General features: G+C 40.1%; 24 protein-coding genes and 1 tRNA gene. 4 read left to right on the forward strand and 21 right to left on the reverse strand.

The genetic code is table 11. The annotated features are described in order from the left end of the window. Positions 1 to 192: 192 nt before the first annotated feature. Complete coding sequence (locus tag ABN217_RS11720; RefSeq protein WP_340894745.1) at positions 193 to 1,641, forward strand: NAD-dependent succinate-semialdehyde dehydrogenase; 1,449 nt, start codon at positions 193 to 195, stop codon at positions 1,639 to 1,641. Positions 1,642 to 1,773: 132 nt separating this feature from the next. On the opposite strand, the gene zinT is transcribed toward ABN217_RS11720, so the two are convergent. From zinT to ABN217_RS11735, 3 genes are read right to left on the reverse strand one after another with little or no spacing between them, the layout of a single operon-like run. Next, entirely contained in the window at positions 1,774 to 2,421 is a 648-nt protein-coding gene (zinT, locus tag ABN217_RS11725; protein WP_197269650.1) for a metal-binding protein ZinT, read from the reverse strand. Positions 2,422 to 2,425: 4 nt separating this feature from the next. Then, entirely contained in the window at positions 2,426 to 2,551 is a 126-nt protein-coding gene (ykgO, locus tag ABN217_RS11730; protein ID WP_006535739.1) for a type B 50S ribosomal protein L36, read from the reverse strand. 13 nt (positions 2,552 to 2,564) lie between these two features. Then, a complete protein-coding gene (locus ABN217_RS11735) occupies positions 2,565 to 2,813 on the reverse strand; it encodes a type B 50S ribosomal protein L31 (RefSeq protein ID WP_196554257.1) in 249 nt (82 codons plus the stop codon). Positions 2,814 to 3,052: 239 nt separating this feature from the next. Between ABN217_RS11735 and ABN217_RS11740 the strand changes: the two genes are divergently transcribed. Beyond that, positions 3,053 to 4,747, forward strand: coding sequence for a hypothetical protein (locus ABN217_RS11740; protein WP_349459435.1), 1,695 nt, complete (start codon positions 3,053 to 3,055; stop codon positions 4,745 to 4,747). Positions 4,748 to 4,800: 53 nt separating this feature from the next. Then, a complete protein-coding gene (locus ABN217_RS11745; RefSeq protein ID WP_349459436.1) occupies positions 4,801 to 5,469 on the forward strand; it encodes a LysM-like peptidoglycan-binding domain-containing protein in 669 nt (222 codons plus the stop codon). Positions 5,470 to 5,543: 74 nt separating this feature from the next. Here the strand turns inward: ABN217_RS11745 and rplI are convergent, their stop codons facing one another. The 17 genes from rplI to tsaE all read right to left on the reverse strand — a co-directional run bounded on the left by rplI (position 5,544) and on the right by tsaE (position 22,018). Next, on the reverse strand, positions 5,544 to 5,993 hold the full coding sequence (gene rplI / locus ABN217_RS11750; protein ID WP_023583606.1) for a 50S ribosomal protein L9: 450 nt from the start codon (positions 5,991 to 5,993) through the stop codon (positions 5,544 to 5,546). A gap of 40 nt (positions 5,994 to 6,033) precedes the next feature. Next, entirely contained in the window at positions 6,034 to 6,261 is a 228-nt protein-coding gene (gene rpsR / locus ABN217_RS11755) for a 30S ribosomal protein S18 (protein WP_000135199.1), read from the reverse strand. Between the two features lie 4 nt (positions 6,262 to 6,265). Next, complete coding sequence (gene priB / locus ABN217_RS11760; RefSeq protein WP_036939458.1) at positions 6,266 to 6,586, reverse strand: primosomal replication protein N; 321 nt, start codon at positions 6,584 to 6,586, stop codon at positions 6,266 to 6,268. An 8-nt stretch (positions 6,587 to 6,594) separates the two neighbouring features. Further along, positions 6,595 to 6,993, reverse strand: a complete 399-nt coding sequence (rpsF, locus tag ABN217_RS11765; RefSeq protein ID WP_072069598.1) for a 30S ribosomal protein S6 — start codon at positions 6,991 to 6,993, stop codon at positions 6,595 to 6,597. Positions 6,994 to 7,156: 163 nt separating this feature from the next. Next, a complete protein-coding gene (gene rlmB / locus ABN217_RS11770) occupies positions 7,157 to 7,900 on the reverse strand; it encodes a 23S rRNA (guanosine(2251)-2'-O)-methyltransferase RlmB (protein WP_196554254.1) in 744 nt (247 codons plus the stop codon). A gap of 90 nt (positions 7,901 to 7,990) precedes the next feature. Beyond that, on the reverse strand, positions 7,991 to 10,480 hold the full coding sequence (rnr, locus tag ABN217_RS11775) for a ribonuclease R (RefSeq protein WP_197269652.1): 2,490 nt from the start codon (positions 10,478 to 10,480) through the stop codon (positions 7,991 to 7,993). A gap of 39 nt (positions 10,481 to 10,519) precedes the next feature. Further along, on the reverse strand, positions 10,520 to 10,948 hold the full coding sequence (gene nsrR / locus ABN217_RS11780; RefSeq protein ID WP_115351225.1) for a nitric oxide-sensing transcriptional repressor NsrR: 429 nt from the start codon (positions 10,946 to 10,948) through the stop codon (positions 10,520 to 10,522). Between the two features lie 426 nt (positions 10,949 to 11,374). Continuing rightward, a complete protein-coding gene (locus ABN217_RS11785; RefSeq protein ID WP_072069601.1) occupies positions 11,375 to 12,673 on the reverse strand; it encodes an adenylosuccinate synthase in 1,299 nt (432 codons plus the stop codon). A 102-nt stretch (positions 12,674 to 12,775) separates the two neighbouring features. After that, positions 12,776 to 12,946, reverse strand: coding sequence for a hypothetical protein (locus tag ABN217_RS11790; RefSeq protein WP_164525857.1), 171 nt, complete (start codon positions 12,944 to 12,946; stop codon positions 12,776 to 12,778). A 182-nt stretch (positions 12,947 to 13,128) separates the two neighbouring features. Then, a complete protein-coding gene (gene hflC / locus ABN217_RS11795) occupies positions 13,129 to 14,133 on the reverse strand; it encodes a protease modulator HflC (protein WP_069369876.1) in 1,005 nt (334 codons plus the stop codon). A 2-nt stretch (positions 14,134 to 14,135) separates the two neighbouring features. Next, on the reverse strand, positions 14,136 to 15,410 hold the full coding sequence (gene hflK, locus ABN217_RS11800; protein WP_349459437.1) for an FtsH protease activity modulator HflK: 1,275 nt from the start codon (positions 15,408 to 15,410) through the stop codon (positions 14,136 to 14,138). A 92-nt stretch (positions 15,411 to 15,502) separates the two neighbouring features. Then, positions 15,503 to 16,786 carry a ribosome rescue GTPase HflX gene (gene hflX, locus ABN217_RS11805; protein ID WP_072069603.1) on the reverse strand — a complete coding sequence of 428 codons (1,284 nt, stop codon included), beginning with the start codon at positions 16,784 to 16,786 and terminating at the stop codon, positions 15,503 to 15,505. A gap of 94 nt (positions 16,787 to 16,880) precedes the next feature. After that, positions 16,881 to 17,168, reverse strand: coding sequence for an RNA chaperone Hfq (gene hfq / locus ABN217_RS11810; protein ID WP_072069604.1), 288 nt, complete (start codon positions 17,166 to 17,168; stop codon positions 16,881 to 16,883). Between the two features lie 109 nt (positions 17,169 to 17,277). Continuing rightward, the gene (gene miaA, locus ABN217_RS11815; protein WP_072069605.1) at positions 17,278 to 18,219 is read right to left on the reverse strand and encodes a tRNA (adenosine(37)-N6)-dimethylallyltransferase MiaA; all 942 of its coding nucleotides are present in this window, start codon (positions 18,217 to 18,219) and stop codon (positions 17,278 to 17,280) included. Then, the gene (mutL, locus tag ABN217_RS11820; RefSeq protein ID WP_349439523.1) at positions 18,188 to 20,188 is read right to left on the reverse strand and encodes a DNA mismatch repair endonuclease MutL; all 2,001 of its coding nucleotides are present in this window, start codon (positions 20,186 to 20,188) and stop codon (positions 18,188 to 18,190) included. Before mutL ends, miaA begins: the two co-directional genes overlap by 32 nt. Before the next feature lie 23 nt (positions 20,189 to 20,211). Beyond that, positions 20,212 to 21,537 carry an N-acetylmuramoyl-L-alanine amidase gene (locus tag ABN217_RS11825; protein ID WP_349459438.1) on the reverse strand — a complete coding sequence of 442 codons (1,326 nt, stop codon included), beginning with the start codon at positions 21,535 to 21,537 and terminating at the stop codon, positions 20,212 to 20,214. Positions 21,538 to 21,550: 13 nt separating this feature from the next. Then, the gene (tsaE, locus tag ABN217_RS11830; protein WP_072069608.1) at positions 21,551 to 22,018 is read right to left on the reverse strand and encodes a tRNA (adenosine(37)-N6)-threonylcarbamoyltransferase complex ATPase subunit type 1 TsaE; all 468 of its coding nucleotides are present in this window, start codon (positions 22,016 to 22,018) and stop codon (positions 21,551 to 21,553) included. A 224-nt stretch (positions 22,019 to 22,242) separates the two neighbouring features. Here tsaE and queG point away from each other — a divergent pair, with 224 nt between their 5' ends. Continuing rightward, positions 22,243 to 23,397 carry a tRNA epoxyqueuosine(34) reductase QueG gene (gene queG / locus ABN217_RS11835; protein WP_349459439.1) on the forward strand — a complete coding sequence of 385 codons (1,155 nt, stop codon included), beginning with the start codon at positions 22,243 to 22,245 and terminating at the stop codon, positions 23,395 to 23,397. A 720-nt stretch (positions 23,398 to 24,117) separates the two neighbouring features. On the opposite strand, the gene ABN217_RS11840 is transcribed toward queG, so the two are convergent. Continuing rightward, positions 24,118 to 24,193: transfer RNA gene (locus ABN217_RS11840), tRNA-Gly, on the reverse strand. Between the last annotated feature and the right edge of the window lie 109 nt (positions 24,194 to 24,302).

Here is a 24,302-nt window from a genome sequence, read left to right on the forward strand (position 1 = left end):
AACACAGGCATATACTTATAAATAGGCTCAAAACTGCCTAAATCTATAAATATCAATATATATACTCTAAATAATTCAAGTGGTAGTCAGGTGGGAGTGCATAGAAAACGATGTCATTCGTCTCACTAAGCATAGTCAATCCTCCTGAAGTTTGAAGTATGACAAGTATAGATGTGTTCAGAGAGGTATTAAGTGAAGATAACGACAAACCCCTATTTCCGCGAACAAGGCTATATTAATGGCCTTTGGTGTAACGCTAAAAATAACGACACGGTTGATGTCATTGATCCCGCAACTGGCACACTTCTGGGTACTGTTCCTAATATGGGAACACAAGAAGCAATAATGGCGATTGATGCTGCACAAAAAGCCTTACCCGAATGGCGAGCACTAACAGCCCATCAACGTAGCGCATTATTACAAAATTGGTTTAAATTAATCACTGAAAACAAGAGAAAACTTGCTGAGTTAATGACATTTGAGCAAGGAAAACCTGTTGCTGAAGCTGAAGGCGAAATTACTTATGCGGCTTCTTTTATTGAGTGGTTTGCTGAACAAGGTAAAAGAACCAACGGTGAAATCATCCCCTCACCTTCTGCTGATAAACGTTTGATGGTGATAAAACAAGGTATCGGCGTTTGTGCCGCCATCACACCTTGGAATTTTCCTGCTGCTATGATCACCCGTAAAGCCGCACCGGCATTAGCCGCAGGTTGTACTATGGTAATTAAACCAGCCAATGAAACACCTTATACCGCACTAGCTTTAGCTGAATTAGCAACTCAAGCCGGTATTCCCGCTGGTGTTATTAATATTGTCACTGGTGATGCTATTAAAATTGGTGAAGTCTTTACCTCTGATAATCGTGTTCGCAAATTAAGTTTTACTGGTTCTACGGGTGTTGGACGTTTATTAATGCGCCAATGTGCTGATAGTGTCAAAAAAGTCTCTTTAGAATTAGGCGGTAATGCACCATTTATCGTGTTTAATGACGCAGATATTGATAAAGCGGTTGAAGGAGCCATGGGTGCTAAATTCCGTAATGCAGGGCAAACTTGTGTTTGTGCTAACCGTTTCTATATCCATAAAGATGTTTACCAACAATTTAGTGAACGTTTTGTCACAGCTGTTAAAAAACTTAAAGTCGGTAACGGTTTTGAAGAAGGAGTCACTATTGGACCTCTAATTAACCGTAAAGCTATTGAAAAATCACAATCATTGCTTGCCGACACACTAAAACGGGGTGCAACACTGCTTTGTGGTGGAGAACGTGATAAAGCAGGTGAAAACTTTTTCCAACCTACTGTTATCGGCAATGTTCCGGCTGATAGCCATATTCTTGAAGAAGAGATCTTTGGCCCTGTCGCACCTTTAGTTATTTTTGAAAATGAAGATGAAGTGGTGTATTTAGCCAATAACACTATTTATGGTTTAGCTGCTTATTTTTACAGTGAAAACCCACAACGTATTTGGCGTGTTGCTGAAAATTTAGAATACGGCATGGTGGGAATTAATACCGGTTTAATTTCCAATGAAGTGGCACCATTTGGCGGTATTAAACAATCAGGTTTAGGTCGTGAAGGCTCTGAACATGGCATTGAAGACTATATGGAGATGAAATATCTCTGCCAAGGATTATAAATAATCGCTATCCCCCCTATAAAAGTAAGTCAGCATGGATGCTACTGCTTTTTCCTTTACTATTTTCTCTTATTATCGAAAAAATCTAGCATTCCTTTGCTAAAGATTTTTTATTATTTTATTTTGCTTAAATCAGTGATAAAGCATGTCATGAACAATATCATCTGCTTTCATTGAATAAGGGTAATATGTTGGCCAGTTGCTTAATTCTTTAAGTAATTCATCTTGCGATGTATTGCCCATATATAAATGGAAGTGCTCTGCTTTCTCTGGTGCAATAATGTGGTCGCTAAATTGAATAAATTTGGGCGCTTGGCTTTTGGCATCATCACAGCGAAAAAGATAACGTACTCCTTTTTTACCTGATTCATAATGTAGAATACGATAACCATCATAGTGATATTCACAGCTATCTACGTTTTCACCACGATGGAATTCAATGATGTTATTTTCAATACCAATCATATCAATGTCTGTTTTATACCCTTGTGTGTAATAAGCACGATATTCTTCAATTGTCTTATCTTTTTTCACTTCTGCTTTTTTCTGTAAGACAATATCGAGTTCGCCACTATGAAGGTAAGGCTCCACTGATTGCCATACACCTTCCCAGTCACTAAGCTGGCGATTGAGAACATCCTTGTCCTCAAAAATTCCGTTAGCAGCATCGCGTTGTGCTTGTGTTTTTACTTTTTCATGATGATGCCCATGAGCTAAAACAGACATCGCACTACTCAACAATCCCATAATTAAAACACAAGAAAGTATCGAACTTTGCATAATCTTACCCCTGAACTGCTTTAAAACGTGGATTTGACTTACAAATCACATAAAGACGACCACGGCGACGCACAACCTTACAATCAGGATGACGCTGTTTTGCACTTTTTAATGAACTTAATACCTGCATTTTTCTTTCCTTTTTATTTAACAAAACGGCCAAAACGTTTATTAAAGCGCGCCACATTACCTTCTTGAGAATGTGTTTTTTGCTTACCGGTATAAAATGGATGAGATTGAGAAGAGACATCTAACGTGACATAAGGATACATCTGCCCTTCATACTCTACCGTTTTTTCCGTCTTAATGGTTGAACCAACTTTAAAGTAAGCATCTGCACTTGTGTCATGAAAAATGACAGTTCGATATTGTGGATGAATGCCTGGTTTCATATAAAACTCCAACTCATATATGTAATGTTATAATGTAACAATATTGAATTGCAGTAATGTAGCGCTTTTTAATTTCCTTGACCAGTTTTTTTTAGTCTGTTTTTTATCTTAGGAAAAAGTAGGTTGTTTTAGGTATGTACTTTTTAAGTGATATAAGTGGATTTTCTGGCCTTTTTTTATCCAGTTTTTCTATTTTCCGCTAGAGTTATACTAAGACGGCAAAACAAATAGGACATATTATGACTAATTGGCGCGATAAGCTTTTCAGTAAGTCACCTCTGTCTATCGATCTCAACATAGACTTTCCTAATGTTTTTCCTGCTTCTACTCCTTCACTTTTTTCACTATTAATTCCTTATGAAATAGGCGATGTACCTTTATCTGATGAATTAAATCTATTGTCAGAAAGCCACTTAAAAGAAAAATCAAATAATGAGTCTATTCCTTTCAGTTGGTCAGCAGGAGCTCGTGAAGGCATTATTCTGCATCAACGGATAGGTCGTGCGATCGAACAGCAACCTTCACAACAATCATGTGAGGAATTTGCCCTATCACTCTATAACGCCATCAAACATGTTGTGCTTTTACCCGATAAAGATCATATTACTTCTTTTTATGCAATTGCCTGTCAGGATAAACTCGCCCCGATAACTTATCTTTCCCAGTTGAACGAGCAAATAGAACAAGATGAAGCACTGTTTAAAAATGAGATCTATTTTCAGTTGATCTTATGGATCTTGAAACTGAGCCCTGATAAGAATCCAGTTAAAATCGCTTTAGGATTATTAAGATCATTTCGTGATAATACATCTCAACGTTTACTTTTATTGTTTGCTCTTCATCCTGAATTTACACTCTATGCTATTCGTTCACTAAAAAAACGCCTTCCCTGTGAAGAATTTGAGCCTTTTTTATATTCATTTGGTCAACGTACTAAGGGTTGGGGACGAATTCAATTTATTGAATATCTGCCAACAATGCTTTCGGTGAATAACCGTTATTGGTTACTCACGGAAGGCTATAAGAATAATGTAATGACAGAATATGTTGCCTATGACTGTGTAACGAAAGGCAAACTTTTAGAGATGCTCCATACGCATCCTTTAGATAACACACTGCTACTAGGTTGTAGTGATTTACTGCGTGCATTGCTTAATGGTGGCCCAGCAAAAGATATTTATGATTACATTGAAGGAGCTCAGGTTTGCAAAGCGTTTATTTCACAAGTCGATGTGCTGCCACCCAAAGAGCTAAAATTGCTTCATTGCGTTTGTGAAATCGCTGATTTTGTACAAAATAGTGGTGAAGATTGGTTATTACTCGAAACATTAGGGTGGGATGACCATGGCCAACAGCAAATTATGTCTGTTTCACAAAATATTATTCAAAAACCAGAGTGGTCAACACTCATTATTGAAGCATTACAACATCCCTCTCGCTCAAAAAATTACCAAGCAAGTTTGGTTGCAAAATCTCTTCGTCTTGATATTTGGGAATTGCTTTTTTCACTGCAAAAAGATAATCCCAATGCAGACTGGTGGCATCAATTAATGCAAACAGATGCCTCTCATAAAATAGAAAGAGTAGTCAAACTTGCAGAACAACAAATTGAATTAACACAATTAAATAGCACAGGTGATCCATTAATAGCTACTGACTCTGAATATCAGCCTCATCATGCCGTTGAATACATTATGCAAGATCTTGGTGGTTTTCCCGGTATCGGCTGGTCACTCATCAAACGGCAGTTACGTAGCCCGACATTGCGTGATAGAAATATGGCGCTAAATGTTCTTTCAACTTGGTCTGATACTTTATTGCCTCATGATCTTTATGGTGAATTAACACAAGCCTTAACCATAGAAACCGATAAAAATGCTTATCAACGTATAAAGTTATTTTTAGTTAACCATCAAGGAAACGAAGAACATTAATGGTTAGAGCGAATAGATAATTCTGAAAAGAATTCAGGGAGCAGGTTAGGATCATGGTTCGTGCTAGTATGGCTACAAGGAATAAAAAAGATGTTACAGCAATTCATAATACTGATTCACAGATCAATAATGAGGTGAATATGGGCAAATTCCCTGGCTTACATCGTCGAGCAATACTGGTTATTGCCGTGGTTTTGTTGGTCGTATTTTTTTGGCCAACAAGTGAAAATAGCGGTGAGCCACCTCAACCGTCATCATCGACGCAAGATCTTCCGGTACCCATTGCACCATCAGTCACTAGCGATGATCCAATTTATCAAGCACCGATCCCTCAAGCACAAGATAGCTTAGATGCCGATCAAAGAACGGAGCTTCCTAATGAGAACTCAACGACAAACAATATAGATGAAGGTGTTGCTCAAACAACACAACCACAAGGTTCTGCTTCAATATCCGCACAAAAATGGCAAACATATACCATTAAAGAAGGGCAGACCTTAGCGCAGCTCTTTAGAGATAATCAACTTCCAGTAAATGATGCATTCTCTATGGCAAAATCTGAAGATCAACAAAAATCATTAAGCCAACTACGTTCAGGGCAGGCAATTCGATTACAACGTAGTCCACAAGGTGATGTAAGTATGCTGGAAGTCACAAACAGTGCTGGCACAGTTATCACTTATACACGTTTAAGTGATGGTAGTTATTACCGAACACCTTAGTCAAAAATTGAGTTAAAAAAAACGCCAGCTAAGCTGGCGTTTTTCTTTATCAACATTCACTGTTTAATCAAAGATTATTCAGCAACGATGATAACATTCAGTTCAGCGAATACGTCACTGTGAACTTGGAAGTGAACTTCGTGGTCACCAGTAGTACGCAGAACGCCATTTGGCAGGCGAACTTCGCTCTTACACATTTCAACGCCAGCTGCAGTTACTGCATCAGCGATGTCACGAGTACCGATTGAACCAAACAGTTTACCTTCGTCACCCGCTTTAGAGCTGATAGTGACAGAACCCAGTGCATTGATCTTCGCTGCACGAGCTTCAGCTGCTGCTAAAGTTTCAGCTAATTTAGCTTCTAACTCAGCACGACGCGCTTCGAAAAACTCGATGTTTTTCTTAGTCGCAGAAACAGCTTTACCCTGTGGGATTAAATAGTTACGAGCATAGCCCGATTTTACGTTAACCTGATCACCCAGGCTACCCAGATTCGCTACTTTATCAAGCAGAATAATTTGCATTACCTTATCCTCTACAAGTCATTAATGGACTATATACCTATTACTGATGACGATCAGTATAAGGTAATAAAGACAGGTAGCGTGCGCGCTTGATAGCACGAGCCAGCTGACGCTGGTATTTTGCACGAGTACCGGTGATACGACTTGGTACAATTTTACCACTTTCAGTGATATAGTTTTTCAGCGTAGCGATATCTTTATAATCGATCTCTTGTACGCCTTCTGCTGTGAAACGGCAGAACTTACGACGACGGAAATAACGTGCCATATGGCTAGTCTCCAGAATCTATCAATTCAATCTGCTCGGCATGAAGCACCAATTTAAACAATCCATTTCGCGCCTGATGGCTACTAATGAATCCTGAAACGGTGATTTGGCTGCCGACCGTTATACTGTGAGTAACTGCTTGTAACGCTTTCCCGCTAGCAATAATGGGCATTCGACACCATGATTGTCTTTTTAATCCCGCCTCTTCTTGCATTGAACGATGTTCAATAACAAATTGACAGTGCGGGATCCCAGCGGGGCTAACTTTTCGTATTAATGCTTTGCACACTGTGCCAGTTAGCACCAAATGATTATTAGCCGTCACAGCACTAATTACTCTTCAGAATCCTCTGCTACATCATCAACTTCATCTTCTTCATCGAGGTCATCAGCGATATCACGACGGCGTTCGTCTTTTGCTTTAACCATTGGAGAAGCTTCAGTTACTGCGTGTTTAGTACGCATGATCATGTTGCGGAGAACGGCATCGTTGAAACGGAAAGTAGTTTCCAGTTCATCAATCACTTCCTGCGGAGCTTCAACGTTCATCAGAACGTAGTGTGCTTTGTGCAGTTTGTTGATTGGATAAGCTAATTGACGACGACCCCAGTCTTCTAGACGGTGGATCTGACCATTTGCATTAGTGATAGCGGTTTTATAACGCTCGATCATGCCCGGAACTTGTTCGCTCTGGTCAGGATGAACCATAAAAACGATTTCGTAATGACGCATTTGATATTGCTCCTTACGGATTTATCAGCCTCCTGTCAGGGTCAGTCACCACCCATGGAGGCAAGGAACTTGTTTAAGTTGTGACTGAAAAAATTGACGCGTAACTATACCCCCGCGGCCAATAAAACTCAAGGGAGTATAGAGAATAAAATAAGCTAAGCGATTATTTCACAATAATACGCTGACGCATTGCTTCAAATAAGCAAACACCCGTTGCGACAGAAACGTTGAGCGAAGACACCGTACCTGCCATTGGAATACTAATAAGTTCATCGCAATGCTCACGCGTTAAACGGCGCATTCCTTCACCTTCAGCCCCCATTACCAAAGCCATAGGACCGGTAAGTTTGCTTTGATATAAAGTATGGTCTGCTTCCCCTGCTGTGCCGACAATCCAAACGTTCTCTTCTTGCAAAAAACGCAATGTACGAGCAAGGTTAGTCACTTTAATTAAAGGAACACTTTCCGCTGCACCACATGCGACTTTTTTCGCTGTAGCATTTAATTGTGCGGAACGATCTTTGGGAACGATGACAGCATGTACACCGGCTGCATCTGCGCTACGTAAACATGCGCCTAAATTATGCGGATCTGTTACGCCATCTAACACTAATAAGAAAGGTGTACCGACTTTAGCTAATAAATCGGGTAAATCTTGCTCTTGGTACTGACGACCAGGTTTCACTTTTGCAATGATACCTTGGTGAACAGCACCTTCCGTTTGGCTATCTAACCACTGACGATTAGCCACTTGAACTAAAATCCCTTGGGATTCTAATTCATGGATAACGGGAGTTAAACGGCGATCTTCACGCCCTTTTAATACATAAACTTCTTTAAATCGTGCAGGATCACGCTCAAGTAATGCTTTTACTGCGTGAATACCATAAATAATTTCTTCGCTCATAGCGGTGATTACTCATTAAAAAAATAAAAGGTACAAAACAGATAAAAGGCGGGGTCTCCGCCTTTTAAAAAAGAACTAGAAGAACAAATCTTATGCTTTATCGCGTTTGGCCGCGCGTTTAGCTTTAAGCTTTGCTTCTATCTTTTTGGTTTGTGATGATGCTTTCTTGCGTTTACTACTCGCTTTATCTTTAGCAACTTGGTCTTTTACAGCTCTGTCTTTGTTTGCATTACTTTTAGCTGATTTTCCTTTTTTAAAGGCGCTATCTGGCTCAAAGTTTTTATCTTTGCTTGCATCACGACGTCGAGACTTACTAGAACTTGCGTTTTTCTTGTCTTTTTCGCCCTTTAAGCCACGAACTCGTGCTGTTTTACCTGGGTTACGTGCTGTGCGTGTTGTTGAAATTAAGGAGAAGTCGATAGTACGTTCATCCATACTGACGGCTTCAACTTTAACTTCAACTTCATCACCGAGGCGATAGACTTGTCCTGAAGACTCACCAATTAAACGCTGCCCCACATTATCATATTGATAGTAATCATTATTTAATGTAGAAACATGCACTAATCCATCGATAAATAGATCATTTAAGCGAACAAAGAAACCAAAGCCCGTTACACTAGTGATAATACCGGTAAATTGTTGACCAATTTGATCCAGCATAAAGTCACATTTTAGCCAATCAGCCACATCTCTTGTTGCTTCATCAGCACGACGCTCCGTTAAAGAACAGTGCTCACCTAATTGCAACATAGTATCCATATCACTATGGTAGCCGCCTGTTGGGGTCCAACGCTGTGAGCCGTGACCTTCTTGTTTAGCAATTTGATATTTAATTGCTCGGTGCAAGGCTAAATCAGGATAACGACGAATTGGCGAAGTAAAGTGCGCATAAGACTTCAATGCTAAACCAAAGTGTCCACGATTTTCAGGATCGTAAATCGCCTGTTTCATTGAGCGCAAGATCATAGTTTGTAGCATTTCACGGTCTGGTCGGTCTTCAACCTCTTTCATGACACGTGCATAATCTGCTGGTTCTGGTGTTAATCCACCCGGCAATGTTAAACCTAATTCATTAAAGACTGAACGTAAATTCAGTACACTTTCTTCTTTCGGTTTATCATGAATACGGTATAACGCAGGCTCTTCATTTTTCTCAACAAAACGAGCTGCGGCGATATTCGCTAAGATCATGCACTCTTCAATTAATTTGTGTGCATCGTTACGAACAACAGGCTCGATACGTTCAATACGGCGCTCTGCATTGAAGATAAATTTCGCTTCTTCAGATTCAAACCCTATTGCACCACGTTGCTCACGCGCTTTATCAAGCGCTTGGTATAACTCATATAGATGCTCAATATCTTTAACGATAGGCTTATAATGTTCACGTAACTCTTCATCGCCTTGAATAATCTTCCACACTTTGGTGTATGTCATTCGTGCATGAGAGCTCATCACCGCTTCATAGAATTTATAAGAAGAGAGACGCCCTTGCTCAGAAACGGTCATCTCACAAACCATACATAAACGATCAACTTGTGGGTTTAGTGAGCACAGCCCATTAGACAGAATTTCTGGCAACATTGGGACAACTTGAGAAGGGAAATAAACGGAGTTTCCTCGACTACGTGCTTCTGTATCTAATGCCGTTTGTGGACGCACATAGTAACTAACATCAGCAATTGCGACCCATAAACGCCAACCACCGCCTTTTTTACGTTGGCAATACACTGCGTCATCGAAATCTCGCGCATCTTCACCATCAATTGTAATTAAAGGCAAGCCACGTAAATCAATACGACCTTCTTTGGCAGAATCAGGTACTTCTTCTTTTAAATCAGCAACTTCCTTTGTTACTTTTGCAGGCCAAGTATAAGGGATTTCATGAGTACGTAATGCTATTTCTACCGCAATACCCGTTCCCATCGTTTCACCTAAAATCTCAACAATACGACCTACAGCTTGAGTCCGTCGCGTTGGTCTTGTAGTGACTTCAACCACCACCACATTACCCATACGCGCACCCATGATATCTTCTTTAGGAATAAGAATATCAAAACTTAAACGGCTATCGTCCGGTACAACAAATCCCATACCAGATTCAATAAAATAGCGACCAACAATTTGGTTATTTCTTGGTTCAATAACACGCACTACGCGACCTTCACGACGACCTTTTCTATCCATACCTAAAGGTTGCGCTAAAATCACATCACCATGCATGGTTTTTTTCATTTCATCTTGTGAAAGATAAAGGTCATCTTTTTGACCTTCTGCACGTAAAAAACCATAACCATCACGGTGACCGATGACCTTACCTTTCCATAAATCAAGGCGTTCAGGCAATGCGTAACACTGACGGCGAGTAAACACTAACTGACCATCACGCTCCATCGCTCTTAAACGGCGACGTAACGCCTCTAGGTCTTCTTCTCCAGAAATTTTTAACGCCTGCGCTAAATCTTCACGACTCATTGGAGCCGTGCGTTTTTTCATTTCTTCTAAAATATATTCGCGACTAGCAATTGGAGAGGCGTATTTCTCAGCTTCTCTATCTTGAAAAGGATCTTTTGACATTATGACCTCCAAGCTATCAGATTTAATGAAATAGTAGACTCAAATATCTTCTAATAACAATTTATATAAGGAGCTATTGTTTTCAACTAGCTCTGCGAGTGTGTGACGGTCTAACTCTTTCAAAAACTGCTCAATCGCCTGATTTAAAACCAGTTTTAGCCGACAAGCTGGGGTAATGTGACAAAACTCAGCACTACAGTTTACTAATGAAAGTGGCTCTAAAGCACGGACAACATCACCAACAATGATGTCTGTTGCAGGCTTGCCTAAACGGATCCCTCCATTTTTACCGCGAATAGCCTCAACAAATCCCAAATGGCTCAGTTGATTAATAATTTTCACCATATGGTTACGTGAGACACCATAAACTTGCGTCACTTCTGTGATGCTCGTCATTTTGCCTTCTGGCAGTGAAGCCATATATATCAATGCTCGCAATCCATAATCTGTAAAACTGGTTAATTGCACAATGACCTCTGAAAAGTGGTTTTCCCTATTAAATGTGTTAAGGGATAAGTAATTAGTAATGAGAATATCATTTTATTAAGCAATATTATGTTTAATTTTTGGACATTTAGCAAAGATATGCTCAAAAGTGAGTCATTTCCGTCTCTCACTTGACTACTAACAAAATAATAGCGACATCACAGGCAAAGAAAAAGCGATACTGTCGATTTTCAACAGATCGCTTTTCTATTTCTGGCGTTACAATAATAACATTGTCTTATTGTTTTTACTCGTTACAGACAAAACAGAAGCAAAACCGAGTGTAAAGCTGTCTTATCTTATTATGTAACGTGTATTTTTGTCTTTAATTCACTAACAAACAGATACGAAAAAATCGCCCCTGTCATTTTCAGGGACGATTTTCACATCAAACCTATTTAATGCAAATTAAGCATCAAATGGATGACGGAGAATAATAGTCTCGGAGCGATCTGGTCCTGTAGAAACGATATCAACAGGAACACCAGTCAACTCTTCTACACGTTTGATGTAGTTCAGTGCTGCTTGTGGCAATTGAGCGTGATCTTTCACACCAAATGTCGTTTCGTTCCAACCCGGCATTGATTCATAGATAGGCTCAATACCTTCCCAATCATCAGCAGCTAAAGGCGTTGTATCAATCACTTCACCATTTGGTAAGCGATAACCTACGCACAATTTCACTTCTTTCAGACCATCTAATACATCCAGTTTAGTCATGCAGAAGCCAGACAGTGAGTTGATTTGAACAGCGCGACGAATAGCGATGATATCTAACCAACCAGTACGACGGCTACGACCAGTGGTTGCACCAAACTCTTGGCCTTTCTCACGCAGGAAGTCACCCACTTCATCAAACAGTTCAGTTGGGAATGGACCTGCACCGACACGAGTAGAGTACGCTTTGATGATCCCTAATACGTAACCAACATAGCGAGGGCCTAAACCTGAGCCAGTTGCCACGCCACCTGCTGTGGTGTTTGAAGAGGTTACATACGGATAAGTACCATGGTCGATGTCTAATAAAGTACCTTGTGCACCTTCAAACATCACTAACTCACCGTTTTGTGTTGCTTTGTACAGTAAGTCAGAAACATCAACAACCATACCTGTCAGAATATCAGCGATTGCCATGATATCGTCTAAGGTTTTTTGGTAATCAACCGGTTCAACTTTGTAGTAGTTCACCAGTTGGAAGTTATGGTATTCGATGATTTCTTTGAGTTTTTGTGCAAATGCTTTTTTATCAAACAGATCGCCAACACGTAAACCACGACGAGCAACTTTATCTTCGTAAGCAGGGCCAATACCGCGACCTGTTGTACCGATAGCTTTCTCGCCACGTGCTTTCTCACGCGCATTATCTAATGCGATATGATAAGGAAGGATTAATGGGCAAGCTTCAGACAGAAGTAAACGAGAGCGAACAGGAATGCCACGATCTTCAAGTTGGGTCATTTCCTTCATCAGTGCTTCTGGTGATAAAACGACACCGTTTGCTATGATGCTAACAACATTTTCACGGAGAATGCCTGATGGGATTAAATGAAGAACGGTTTTTTCACCGTCGATGACTAGAGTGTGACCCGCGTTATGGCCACCTTGGTAGCGAACAACATACTTAGCGCGTTCTGTCAGCAAATCGACTATCTTGCCTTTGCCTTCGTCACCCCACTGGGTGCCCAATACGACAACGTTATTACTCATTTCAAAATACACTCGGTTGCTTAAAAAAGGATTCTACCATCTCAAATCAAGAGTTACAGTAGATTTTATCTAATTATGTCATCCCCGCTTTTAAGCAATAGATTATCTTGCCATTGTCAATATTTTTGCCCGAAAAATCCGCACCACAAACATATTGTGACTTTCATCAACAGTTTTGATCGCAAAAATAGGAAGCAGAGTGACATAAAAGTGAAAATGGCGAAGAAGACGCTTCGGAATTGCCGAAGGTTTATCTTGAAATGCAATTTTCACTTTATACTATCCCAGCTAAAGCCATTTTGGAAACCATTAAGGGTAATTTTTCATCTTAATAAGCACAATTATTTATTTTGCTACTAAGTAATTCTTTTTATCTTATTGATATCAAAAAAAATCCCCCACTTATTAAGGTGGAGGATTTTTATTATTTATTCAGCCAATCTAACGCGTTTTAATTACTCTTCAATCGCACGCGCTTTGGTTGGTGCTTTCATATAGCGTAAGAAATCGCTATCTGGGCTTAACACCATGACGTCATTGCCGTCTTGATTAAAGCTCTTCTCATAAGCACGTAAGCTACGAATGAAAGCATAGAAGTCAGGATCTTGGTTGAATGCATCAGCAAACAGTTTTGTTGCTTGTGCATCACCTTCACCACGAAGACGTAAAGATTCACGCTCAGATTCAGCTAATGTTTCTGTTACTGTCTTATCCGCTGCCGCGCGAATTTTCACCGCTTGCTCTTGACCTTGTGAACGGTGACGACGAGCAACTGCTTCACGTTCTGCACGCATACGCTGATAAATCGCCTCAGAAACTTCCATAGGTAGGTTGATTTGCTTGATTCGAACGTCAATCACTTCAATACCTAATGCCGCCATACTGTTCATATTGATAGCAGGAGCTTGACCTTTAGTTTCTTCAGCTACTTTCTTCGCTGCAATGGCAATAGCATCATCAGCAGCACTTGTATCTCGAGAAGGTGTACCTTCATTCAGTGCATTACGAACATCAATGGTTAAACGACCACGAGAATCCGTAATAATTTGATTTACGCTCATACGACCAATTTCAGAACGTAAACGGTCACTGAATTTACGACGCAGTAAAGTTTCAGCTTGCGTTGTATTACCACCACCTGTTGCCAGATAGTAAGTACTGAAATCACTGATACGCCATTTTAGATAAGAGTCAACTAATAAGTCTTTATTCTCACCAGATAAGAAACGGTCTTGCTGGATATTCATAGTTTGAATACGCGCATCCAGTTTTTTCACATTCTCAATGAATGGAATTTTAAAATGAAGACCTGGCTCATAAACAACAGGTTTATTTTCAGCATCACGAACAACTTTTGCGAAGCGTAAAATAATACCACGCTCATATTGTTGAACGACAAATACAGAGGAGTACAACAACGCTAAAATAATAACTGCAACAACAGCGATAACTTTACGCATGATTATTGTCCTCCTTGATTATTGCCGTAAGGCTGACCATAACCGCCATTATTACTACCATATCCACCATTACTATAAGTCGTTGTTGCTGGTTTTTGTGTCGGTGTTGGATTTACAGTTGGAGCTGGTGCGGGCATACGAGCCGGCGCCTCAAGGGTATTTGATACTCCCGATTGAGATGGCTGACGTAGCATTTGCTCTAAAGGTAGCACTAACATACTGTTACCTTTATCATTTGCAATGACTTTACGTGTTTTCGATAGCACTTTTTCCATCGTTTCAATGTAAAGACGCTCGCGAGTAATTTCAGGAGCTGCACGATACTCAGGTAAGATTTTAGCAAAGCTAGCTACCTCACCCTCTGCTCTCATCACCACACTGGTTTTATACGCTGTTGCTTCTTCAATCATACGTTGTGCGTTACCTTTAGCTAACGGTAACACTTCGTTTTTATAAGCTTCAGCTTGACGAATTGTTTTTTGTTCTTCTTCACGAGCCGCAATTACGTCATCGAATGCCGCTTTTACAGCTTCTGGAGGACGCGCTACTTGGAAGTTGACGTCCACAATAGAGATACCCATATTATAAGGACGGATAGTCTCTTCTAATTCTTGACGCGTCTGGTCACGAATTTCTGAACGGTTTGAAGTCAGAATTTTTTCCATTTCTGAACGACCAATAACACCACGTACAGCACTGTCGGTTGCTTGACCTAAGCTGTTAATAGGTGTTGTGAGGTTAAACAGAAATGTTTCTGGATCAGAGACAACGTACTGCACGTTTATCTCAACTTGAACCATATTTTCATCTGACGTTAACATCATGCCACCCGTGGTTAAATCACGGATAGTTTTCACGTTAACAGGCTGAACCTCATCAATAAAAGTCGGTTTCCAGTTCAGACCAGGTTCAACGATTTGGTAAAATTTACCAAAACGAGTCACAACACCCTGTTCTGCTTCTTTAATGGTATAAAAACCACTGGCAGCCCAAACTACGACAACCGCACCTAATGCAAGAGAAATCAAAAGATTTCCAGCATTACCACGAGGCCCGCCATTTTGCCCAGAAGAGGAGTTCCCACCTTTTTTACCGCCGAAACCACCAAGTTTTTCACTCAGTTTACGGAACATATCATCGAGATCTGATGCTCCACGATTCCGACCTCCTTGATTGCCGTTGGAGTTACCGTTACCATCGCCATTATTATTGCCGCTGTTTCGGTTACCCCACGGGTCGCGGTCTTGTCCGTTGTTACCGGGCTGATTCCACGCCATGTTCTAGCTCCATTATTATGATTAGATTTATCAGGCTTAAGAGCCGATTTCGTCGCCAGCTCTCAGTTAATGTTCTTTTTTATGGCCGAATATCAGACCACGTAATCCAATAAATTGGGTTCCTGCTTGCAAAGGCGATGCCAGTCTACCATAGGCATACGTATGATTAGCCCAACTTTACCGTCTTTTTCAATCCATTCACGTTCTATTGACTGTAATTGATAAAAACGACTACGCAAGCGCCCTGTATCTTCTGGCGGTAAACGTAATTCAAAGTGTGCGATCTCACCTGAAAGACGTTCTGTCAACGCCTGATATAACAGAGGAATACCTTCACCTGTTTGTGCTGAAACCCAAACCCTAATGGGTAAGTTTTCTTCATTTCGATCAATTCTTGGAGTGAAATCTTCAAGAAGATCAATTTTGTTCATGACATGCAGTGTGGGTATTTCTTGAGCATCTATCTCTTCTAATACACTTTCAACTGCATGAATATTATCCTCAAAACGACTATCCGCCGCATCAATAACATGAAGAAGTAAGGTTGCTTCTCGTGTTTCTTGCAAAGTCGCTTTAAAAGCAGCAACAAGATCATGAGGCAAATGTCGAATAAATCCAACGGTATCAGCCAATACAACTGTTCCTACATCATCAACTTGAATACGCCTTAATGTGGGGTCCAATGTTGCAAACAACTGATCTGCTGCATACACATCAGAACAGGTAATATGATTAAATAAACTCGATTTCCCTGCATTTGTGTAACCAACAAGGGATAATGTTGGAATATCAGCTTTACTCCGCGCTTGTCTTCCTTGTTCACGCTGACGCTCAACCCTACCCAATCGCATTAGAATTTGACTAATTTTACCTCTGAGTAAGCGGCGGTCTGTTTCTAGCTGAGTTTCACCCGGTCCTCGTAACCCAATCCCTCCTTTTTGTCTCTCAAGGTGAGTCCACCCTCTGACTAAACGAGTTGATAAGTGACGTAACTGGGCGAGTTCTACCTGTAGCTTTCCTTCATGAGTTCTTGCTCTTTGAGCAAAAATATCAAGGATAACTCCCGTGCGATCAACTACACGGCATTCACAAAGTCTTTCCAGATTTCGTTCTTGTGCCGGTGTCAGTGCATGATTAAATAAAACAACATCTGCACCACTTGCTTTTACAGCCTCGGCAATTTCTTCTGCCTTACCTTCACCCACATAATATTTGGGATGAGGCGCTTTACGATTTCCTGTAATAATCTGAACTGGCTTAACACCCGCAGATGTCACCAAGGATTCAAATTCTTGCAAATCATCAACATCCTTTTCTTGAGAAAAGAAGACGTGCACTAAGACGGCGAGTTCGCCACCTTCATAACGATCAAACAAAGGCGAAACCTCTTGGACTTTATAAAAACAGGAAAAAACATAGGTAAAGTCTCCCTACCTATGTTTTTCTTATATCAAGAATAATAGTGGATAATTATTCTGCAACATCATCCTGCTGAGTAGCGCTACCGCTGTAACCTGTACCAGTTTGATTCGTACCTGTATTGCTATGATGAGAAACAGGACGCGAAGGTACCACGGTAGAGATAGCATGTTTATATACCATCTGGCTTACTGTGTTTTTCAGCAAAATAACAAATTGGTCAAAAGATTCGATCTGACCCTGCAATTTAATACCGTTTACCAAATAGATAGAAACGGGAACCCTTTCACGACGTAATGCGTTCAGGAAAGGATCTTGCAAAGATTGCCCCTTAGCCATTCTATGTTTTCCTTATTTTGTTGTTTTATATTAGAACCCAATTGGTTCGAAAAATGAACTACTCAAAAATTGCGCTTTGGCAACTATCAATTTTACACAAACCTACCATCTATGCACTAACTACCTGCAAAACAGTGTCAAGAGATTGTTTCGGTTCTTCACTATCAAGCCAGTGAATATCATTCCAGCCTCTTAACCAGGTGATTTGTCGCTTCGCTAATTGCCGGGTAGCACAGATCCCTCGATAAACCATCTCATCATAATCTATTTCGCCTGATAAATATGACCACATCTGGCGATAACCGACACAACGTACAGAAGGTAAATCTTCATGCAAATCACCCCGTTCATATAATGCTTTTACTTCATCTTCAAATCCACACGTTAGCATCTGTTTAAAACGTGCTTCAATGCGCTGGTGAAGAACATTTCTATCTTTCGGAGCAATCGCAAATTGATAAACATCATAGGGCAAAGATTCGCCTGATATTTTTGTCAACTCTGTCATTGTTTTACCTGAAATCAGGTAAACTTCTAGCGCACGAGAAAGCCGCTGAGGATCATTAGGATGTATTCGTTGCGCAGCAACGGGATCGACTAATCCAAGCTCTTTATGTATTGCCTCCCATCCTTGCTCTGCTGCTTTTTTCTCTATTTCAGCACGAACCTCAGGATTGGCACTAGGCAAAGGCGATAGGCCATCAAGTAACGCTTTAAAATATAGCATAGTCCCACCCACTAATAGTGGAATTCGCCCAGCAGCTGTAATTTCTTCCATTGCACTTAATGCATCTCGGCGAAAATCTGCTGCTGAGTAAGGTAATGCCGGGTCTAGAATATCAATTAATCGATGTGGCGCAAGCGATTGCTCTATCGCATCTGGCTTAGCTGTTCCAATATCCATTCCACGATAGATAAGAGCAGAATCCACACTAATAATATCTACAGGTAATTTTTGTCTTAGTGCTATTGCTAATGCTGTTTTACCTGACGCTGTAGGACCCATTAAAAAAATAGCTTTAGGTTTTATTTGTATGTTTACATCGCTCATTATTTAATGCCGCTACCACCGGTTGTAATTCTATTAATTGTAATAAGTTTTTTGCTGGCTGTCTGACATATTGAGGACAAAGTCTTTCAATATCGGCCAATAGCCCAACCGCTTGAGCTTGTGACCATATTGCTTGCTCTACGCTTATCTGTTTTGCAAACCATTGCCCAAGCTGTTGTTTTGTACATAATTTTTCAATCGACAAATACGCCAATAATGCGGTCAGTAACGCGGGTAAATTTTGCTGACGCAAAGGCAACGGTACTGCATATATTGTTGCTTTACCTTGTGAAATTTCAATAGTAATACCAAATTCACTGATTAATGCGTGAAACTGATTGAATACATTAATTTCTTCTTTACTTAATGCTAATTTTAAAGGCACTAACAAAGGTTGGGGCTTTAATGTTTCATCTTTAGGCAATAATTGCGCACATTTTAACAGAAAATCAGCTTGTTCCAATGATAACAGCCCAAGACCTTGTGAAGATTCTATTAACGCATATTTCTGCTGATAAATTGCCAATACTCGCCCAAAAGTATAATCAGTTTGCCCTTCTTTCGCATTGACAGAACGAGGCATCACCGAAATCGCATCTTCTTTAATATTATTAGTTGTATGAACGATTTCATCTAAATTCAATGGGGCACGCTCAGGAAATAATGGTATTTTTTCTTTATCATTTAATGTAGAAGCACTTTCTTGCATCATTTTTTGATAAAGCGCACCTTGTGTACGTTGATAGCTTTCACCAAACTGACGATTTTCACCGAATTGGTGAGATTGTTTTTGATGATGAGTCTCCCGCTCATTAACTTGATGTGACTGGGATCTATTGGCGGGGTTCTGACTAACTGGTGCTTGATAAGGCTGTGAGAATACGTTTTCACCTGCAACTTGACGATTTTCAGGAAAACTCAACGCGATTTCATTATCTTCTTCATCTAAAGTCTGTGATAAAGGTGTCTGCGTGGCTTGTCGTAAAACACTCAACACACCCTGATAGATAAAATCATGCACTAAACGTGATTCATGAAAACGGACTTCATGTTTCGCCGGATGAACATTAACGTCCACTTGATGAGGATCAACGCTCAAATAGAGGATATAAGAAGGCTGTTGTTCTTCTTTCAAATATCCATCATAAGCCTGGCGAATAGCATGATTAATCAACCTATCACGCATCATTCGCCCATTAACATAACAATATTGAATATCACTACATTGTACTGGCGATAAGGGGTGTTCCACCCAACCTTTTATTGCTAAATCACCGTGTTCCCACGATAAATGCATTGATTGATTGACAAAATTATTACCGCAAATCGCACTCAAACGGCGATTTTGCTGGCTTTCATCTTTTACTGCACGGTATTGACGAACACGTTTACCATTATGGGTAAGATTAATAGAGACATCAAAGCGCGACAACGCAATTCTACGAACCACTTCATCAATATGTGCAAATTCTGTTTTTTCAGTGCGTAAAAATTTTCGCCTTGCTGGTGTGTTATAAAACAGATCAAGGACTTCAACCGTACTCCCCACAGGATGAGCTGCTGGTTTAACGGTAACGGTCATATCTCGGCCTTCAGCATAAGCTTGCCACGCTTCATCTTGAGATTGAGTACGTGAGGTCAGCGTTAGGCGAGAAACAGAGCTAATACTGGCTAATGCTTCTCCACGAAACCCCATACTTATTATGGCTTCAAGATCATCAAGACTTGATATTTTACTAGTTGCATGGCGAGCAAGTGCTAACTTCAAATCATCACGAGTGATACCACATCCATTATCACGAATGCGGATAAGTTTGGCGCCACCTTTATCGATATCAATATCAATTGTAGTCGCCCCCGCATCTAAACTATTTTCGAGTAACTCTTTGACCACAGATGCAGGTCTTTCAACAACTTCCCCTGCGGCAATTTGGTTTGCAAGCTGAGGAGGTAATAAATTTATCGCCATTACCTTTTATTCCTTTTACTCAATCAATTGGGTGCATTTTGTAAAGGATGAGCCAGAAAATAATTTCTTAAACCCGCATGAATAGAAGCAGCAAGTTTTTCTTGATAAGCATCAGAAATCAGTAACTGCTCTTCAGCTACATGACTAATAAAGCCCGTTTCAACTAAAATTGAAGGGATATCCGGTGAACGTAACACGCCTAAACTCGCATGTTCTGGTGTCTTTTTATGTAAAGACCCCACTTTTCTCAATTCAGATAACACAGCAACTGCAACGTCATAACCCACACGCTGTGAATTACCAAATTGTAAATCAAGTACCGTTTGACTTAAATAAGGATCAGCCCCATCTGATAAAGCATCACCTGCACCACCCAGTAATTCAGATTGCTTTTCACTTTGTTCAAGCCATTTACCTAATTCACTGTTTGCTCGACGATTAGAAAGCACCCACACAGAAGCACCTCTTGCACTGCGATTAGGGGCCGAGTCTGCATGGATAGAAACTAACATATTCGCATTTTGCTTACGGGCAACTTCCGAACGTCCAGCAACGGAAATAAAATAGTCACCATTACGCGTTAATACAGGTTTAAACATCGGATCGTTATGTAAACGAGTTTCTAATTTTCTTGCCACACTTAAAGTGACATCTTTTTCACGATTACCTTTCTGGCCTATCGCACCAGGATCTTGTCCACCATGACCTGCATCTATCGCAATAATAATTTGACGAGAGCCCACTTGTGGTTTTGATGAAGTGGTACGTGGTTTCACAATAGGAGCAACTGGGGCAACCTCTGCTTTGGGTGTCATGGTTAAAGGCGCCATTTCTCTATTTGTATTTGAGGCTGACGCCGTCATTGTTGTCGGTGCTAAAGCGACCACATTCACGGTGGATTGAGAGTGATTATTTTGTCGAGCATTTATTGGCTTGATAGTAAGCACTAACTTATAATTTCCGCTTACATTCATTAGCCTTTCAGTCGCAACAACTGGCTGGGCAAGTTCCACGACCATACTTTGGTATTGGCTATCTTTTGATTGCGTTGCACGAATTTTATGAACTAACTGCCCATTGCCTAATGTTGCAGGCAACCCTGTAATTTTTGTGCTCTGTTTAAAATCCATCACCAAACGGTCAGGATTTTTTAATGAATAATATCGATAGCTAGGCTTCCCACCACTAAAAGAGAATGTGAGGGTTGTTACTGAACTACCATTTTCTGCTTTTACTTCTGTCACAGTGGCAGCTTGCGCTATTTGCACAAAGAAAAAAGATAAAACAACCAACAGAAAGGCAACAAAATAGCGCTGACTTTGACTCACAATAGTGATGAGACTCGACATAATCAATATTCCTTTATGCAGACTGAATATGGGATAAAACAGTATTCCCTCTTTGTGAAAGGGCAACAAAACGCGCTTTTCGACCTTCATCTTCATAGCTTAAATGAAGTTCTAAATCGGCATTAGGTAAAAAGCCTTCGCCTTGCGATGGCCATTCAATAAGGCATAACGCGTCTTGCTCAAAATAGTCGCGTATTCCCATAAATTCCAGCTCTTCAGCTGATGCTAAACGATAAAGATCGAAATGATAAACAGGATTTGGCGAAAGCATATAGGGCTCAACTAATGTATATGTTGGGCTTTTAACATGCCCTTGATGACCAAGCGCTTGCAAAAAGCCTCGGCTAAAGGTTGTTTTTCCAGCACCAAGATCGCCATATAAATAAATGATCAATCCGCTATGATTAGTCGCCATTGCAACAGTACGCCCAAGTTCAACTGTTGCCGCTTCATCTTCTAATGTAACAACCCATTCTTTCATATTTATATAATCTATTGTTAAGTTATAACGGCTTAATAAAGAGAGATCGTTGGATAACCTCAAATACCAAGCTTTATATGTTCTCTTAAGGCAAATAGTTATCGAAATAACTATCAAATAACCATACCATAAATCTATTTATTGCGAGGATTTTTCCTACTGACTCACTATGATACACTGCGCGCTCTTAGGACTCACCTCTTACCTATTGATTCGGTTTATTCATGTCATCACTCGATCTTAATCTTCTCGCTCAAAACATTAAATTATGGGGTTTTGAGTTAGGTTTTCAACAAACAGGGATATGTGATACTGACTTATCACTTGAAGAGCCTCGCTTACAAGCTTGGTTAGATAAACAATATCATGGCGAAATGGCATGGATGGCGAAATATGGCATGACACGCGCAAGACCTCATGAGCTTGTGCCTGGCGCATTACGGGTTATTAGCGTGAGAATGAATTACCTTCCCACAGATGCCGCTTTTGCTCGAACATTAAATAACCCAGAACAAGGCTATATTAGTCGTTATGCACTAGGTCGGGATTATCACAAAGTATTAAGACAGCGTCTTAAAAAACTCTGCGAAAAAATTACACAATATTGCCAACAATATGAATACCAAGGGATCGTCAATTTTCGTCCTTTCGTTGATTCAGCACCTATAATGGAACGCCCTTTAGCGGTTAAAGCTGGGCTTGGCTGGGTTGGTAAACACTCACTTGTTATCAACAACCAAGCTGGCTCTTGGTTTTTTCTAGGTGAGTTACTTATCGATTTGCCTTTACCCACAGATAGCCCTGTCGAAGAACAATGTGGTAAATGTGTCGCTTGCATGACAACATGCCCGACTGGCGCCATTGTCGAGCCTTATACTATCGATGCACGGCGGTGTATTTCGTATCTTACAATAGAGCTTGATGGCGCGATCCCTGAAGAATTTCGCCCATTAATGGGTAACCGCATCTATGGTTGTGATGATTGTCAGCTTATTTGTCCTTGGAATCGCTTCTCATCATTGACAGGTGAAGAAGATTTTTCTCCCCGCCGAGCACTCCATACACCTGAATTACTCGATCTTTTTCAATGGAGTGAAGAAAAATTTCTTCGTATAACAGAAGGTTCACCGATCCGTCGTATCGGTTACTTACGCTGGCTTAGAAATATTAGCGTAGCGTTAGGAAATGCACCTTATCAAGATAAAATTATACTTGCCTTGAAAGAGCGCTTTGGATTAAGTGATGTTTTAGATGAACATTTGAATTGGGCAATAGCCCAGCAGACAGCAAAACGAAATGAAAAAGAGGTAAAAATACAGACTTCGCAACAAAAACGTCTAGTAAGAGCAATAACTAAAGGCTTACCGAGAGATGCTTAGTTTTTAACAGAATAAACATATAATGAGTAATCTTTAATTTTACCTGTGAATAAAATAAAAAACCCTTGCCTATCAACATGAAAAAAAAATTCAAGCGAACTAAGACCCAAATTTAAAAAAAATTAAAATAAACTTAGTTATCAAGTAGATATAAAATCCAATTGATTTATTGAAGAGAATAGTATTCTTATCACTTAATGATAAGTCTCTGTGGATAACTCTGTGCAGTAAAAAAATAAATAATGCTTAGATGCAGTGGTTATTAGCATCTCTCTGTGGATAAATCAATTTGGGAAGATTTTAAGAATAGTAGAATATTTATTACATTTTTTTTAAGAAAAGCGCCTAAAACCCTTTCTTTTTTCTAAAATACTATTCAATGCGTGTTTAACAGAATAAAGGCCTAAAACCAAAAAAATGATCTTGCCTCTTATTTCCCCCTTAAATGAGGAAAGGCGCACATTCTAGTGCCGTCAAAATAGAAAAGCAAGCAAAGATCAAAGATAGATCACAAAAAAATAGCTTGATCTTACATGCATTAACGGCATTTCTTTTTTTGCACAATAATTACTCACACTCTCTTTACGTGTATTAAGTAAAATTCCCTAATTTATGATCCTAAAACAGTGTAGTCGATATTTAAAAAAGCGAGAGGAAAAACTTAAAATTTTCTTTATGAGGATTAAAAAATGAGATTTGATAAAACAGAAGAGAAAAACTTGGAGCGGGAAACGAGACTCGAACTCGCGACCCCAACCTTGGCAAGGTTGTGCTCTACCAACTGAGCTATTCCCGCGTCGCATAACACTACTAACAATTGTCTAAGAAAGATTGGAGCGGGAAACGAGACTCGAACTCGCGACCCCAACCTTGGCAAGGTTGTGCTCTACCAACTGAGCTATTCC

The organism is Proteus sp. fly-1067 (assembly GCF_040139345.1).
In the GTDB taxonomy this organism is placed as follows: Bacteria; Pseudomonadota; Gammaproteobacteria; order Enterobacterales; family Enterobacteriaceae; genus Proteus; species Proteus vulgaris_B.

What these genes read in the sequence shown, in the direction of transcription:
- ABN217_RS11785 (WP_072069601.1), bottom strand. Translation starts at nt 12,673, where the DNA reads ATGAGTAATAACGTTGTCGTATTGGGCACCCAGTGGGGTGACGAAGGC.
- ykgO (WP_006535739.1), bottom strand. Translation starts at nt 2,551, where the DNA reads ATGCAGGTATTAAGTTCATTAAAAAGTGCAAAACAGCGTCATCCTGAT.
- miaA (WP_072069605.1), bottom strand. Translation starts at nt 18,219, where the DNA reads ATGAGCGATGTAAACATACAAATAAAACCTAAAGCTATTTTTTTAATG.
- queG (WP_349459439.1), top strand. Translation starts at nt 22,243, where the DNA reads ATGTCATCACTCGATCTTAATCTTCTCGCTCAAAACATTAAATTATGG.
- hfq (WP_072069604.1), bottom strand. Translation starts at nt 17,168, where the DNA reads ATGGCTAAGGGGCAATCTTTGCAAGATCCTTTCCTGAACGCATTACGT.
- rplI (WP_023583606.1), bottom strand. Translation starts at nt 5,993, where the DNA reads ATGCAAATTATTCTGCTTGATAAAGTAGCGAATCTGGGTAGCCTGGGT.
- tsaE (WP_072069608.1), bottom strand. Translation starts at nt 22,018, where the DNA reads ATGAAAGAATGGGTTGTTACATTAGAAGATGAAGCGGCAACAGTTGAA.
- ABN217_RS11825 (WP_349459438.1), bottom strand. Translation starts at nt 21,537, where the DNA reads ATGTCGAGTCTCATCACTATTGTGAGTCAAAGTCAGCGCTATTTTGTT.
- ABN217_RS11745 (WP_349459436.1), top strand. Translation starts at nt 4,801, where the DNA reads ATGGTTCGTGCTAGTATGGCTACAAGGAATAAAAAAGATGTTACAGCA.
- mutL (WP_349439523.1), bottom strand. Translation starts at nt 20,188, where the DNA reads ATGGCGATAAATTTATTACCTCCTCAGCTTGCAAACCAAATTGCCGCA.
- hflK (WP_349459437.1), bottom strand. Translation starts at nt 15,410, where the DNA reads ATGGCGTGGAATCAGCCCGGTAACAACGGACAAGACCGCGACCCGTGG.
- ABN217_RS11735 (WP_196554257.1), bottom strand. Translation starts at nt 2,813, where the DNA reads ATGAAACCAGGCATTCATCCACAATATCGAACTGTCATTTTTCATGAC.
- rlmB (WP_196554254.1), bottom strand. Translation starts at nt 7,900, where the DNA reads ATGAGCGAAGAAATTATTTATGGTATTCACGCAGTAAAAGCATTACTT.
- rnr (WP_197269652.1), bottom strand. Translation starts at nt 10,480, where the DNA reads ATGTCAAAAGATCCTTTTCAAGATAGAGAAGCTGAGAAATACGCCTCT.
- ABN217_RS11740 (WP_349459435.1), top strand. Translation starts at nt 3,053, where the DNA reads ATGACTAATTGGCGCGATAAGCTTTTCAGTAAGTCACCTCTGTCTATC.
- zinT (WP_197269650.1), bottom strand. Translation starts at nt 2,421, where the DNA reads ATGCAAAGTTCGATACTTTCTTGTGTTTTAATTATGGGATTGTTGAGT.
- rpsR (WP_000135199.1), bottom strand. Translation starts at nt 6,261, where the DNA reads ATGGCACGTTATTTCCGTCGTCGTAAGTTCTGCCGTTTCACAGCAGAA.
- rpsF (WP_072069598.1), bottom strand. Translation starts at nt 6,993, where the DNA reads ATGCGTCATTACGAAATCGTTTTTATGGTTCATCCTGACCAGAGCGAA.
- hflC (WP_069369876.1), bottom strand. Translation starts at nt 14,133, where the DNA reads ATGCGTAAAGTTATCGCTGTTGTTGCAGTTATTATTTTAGCGTTGTTG.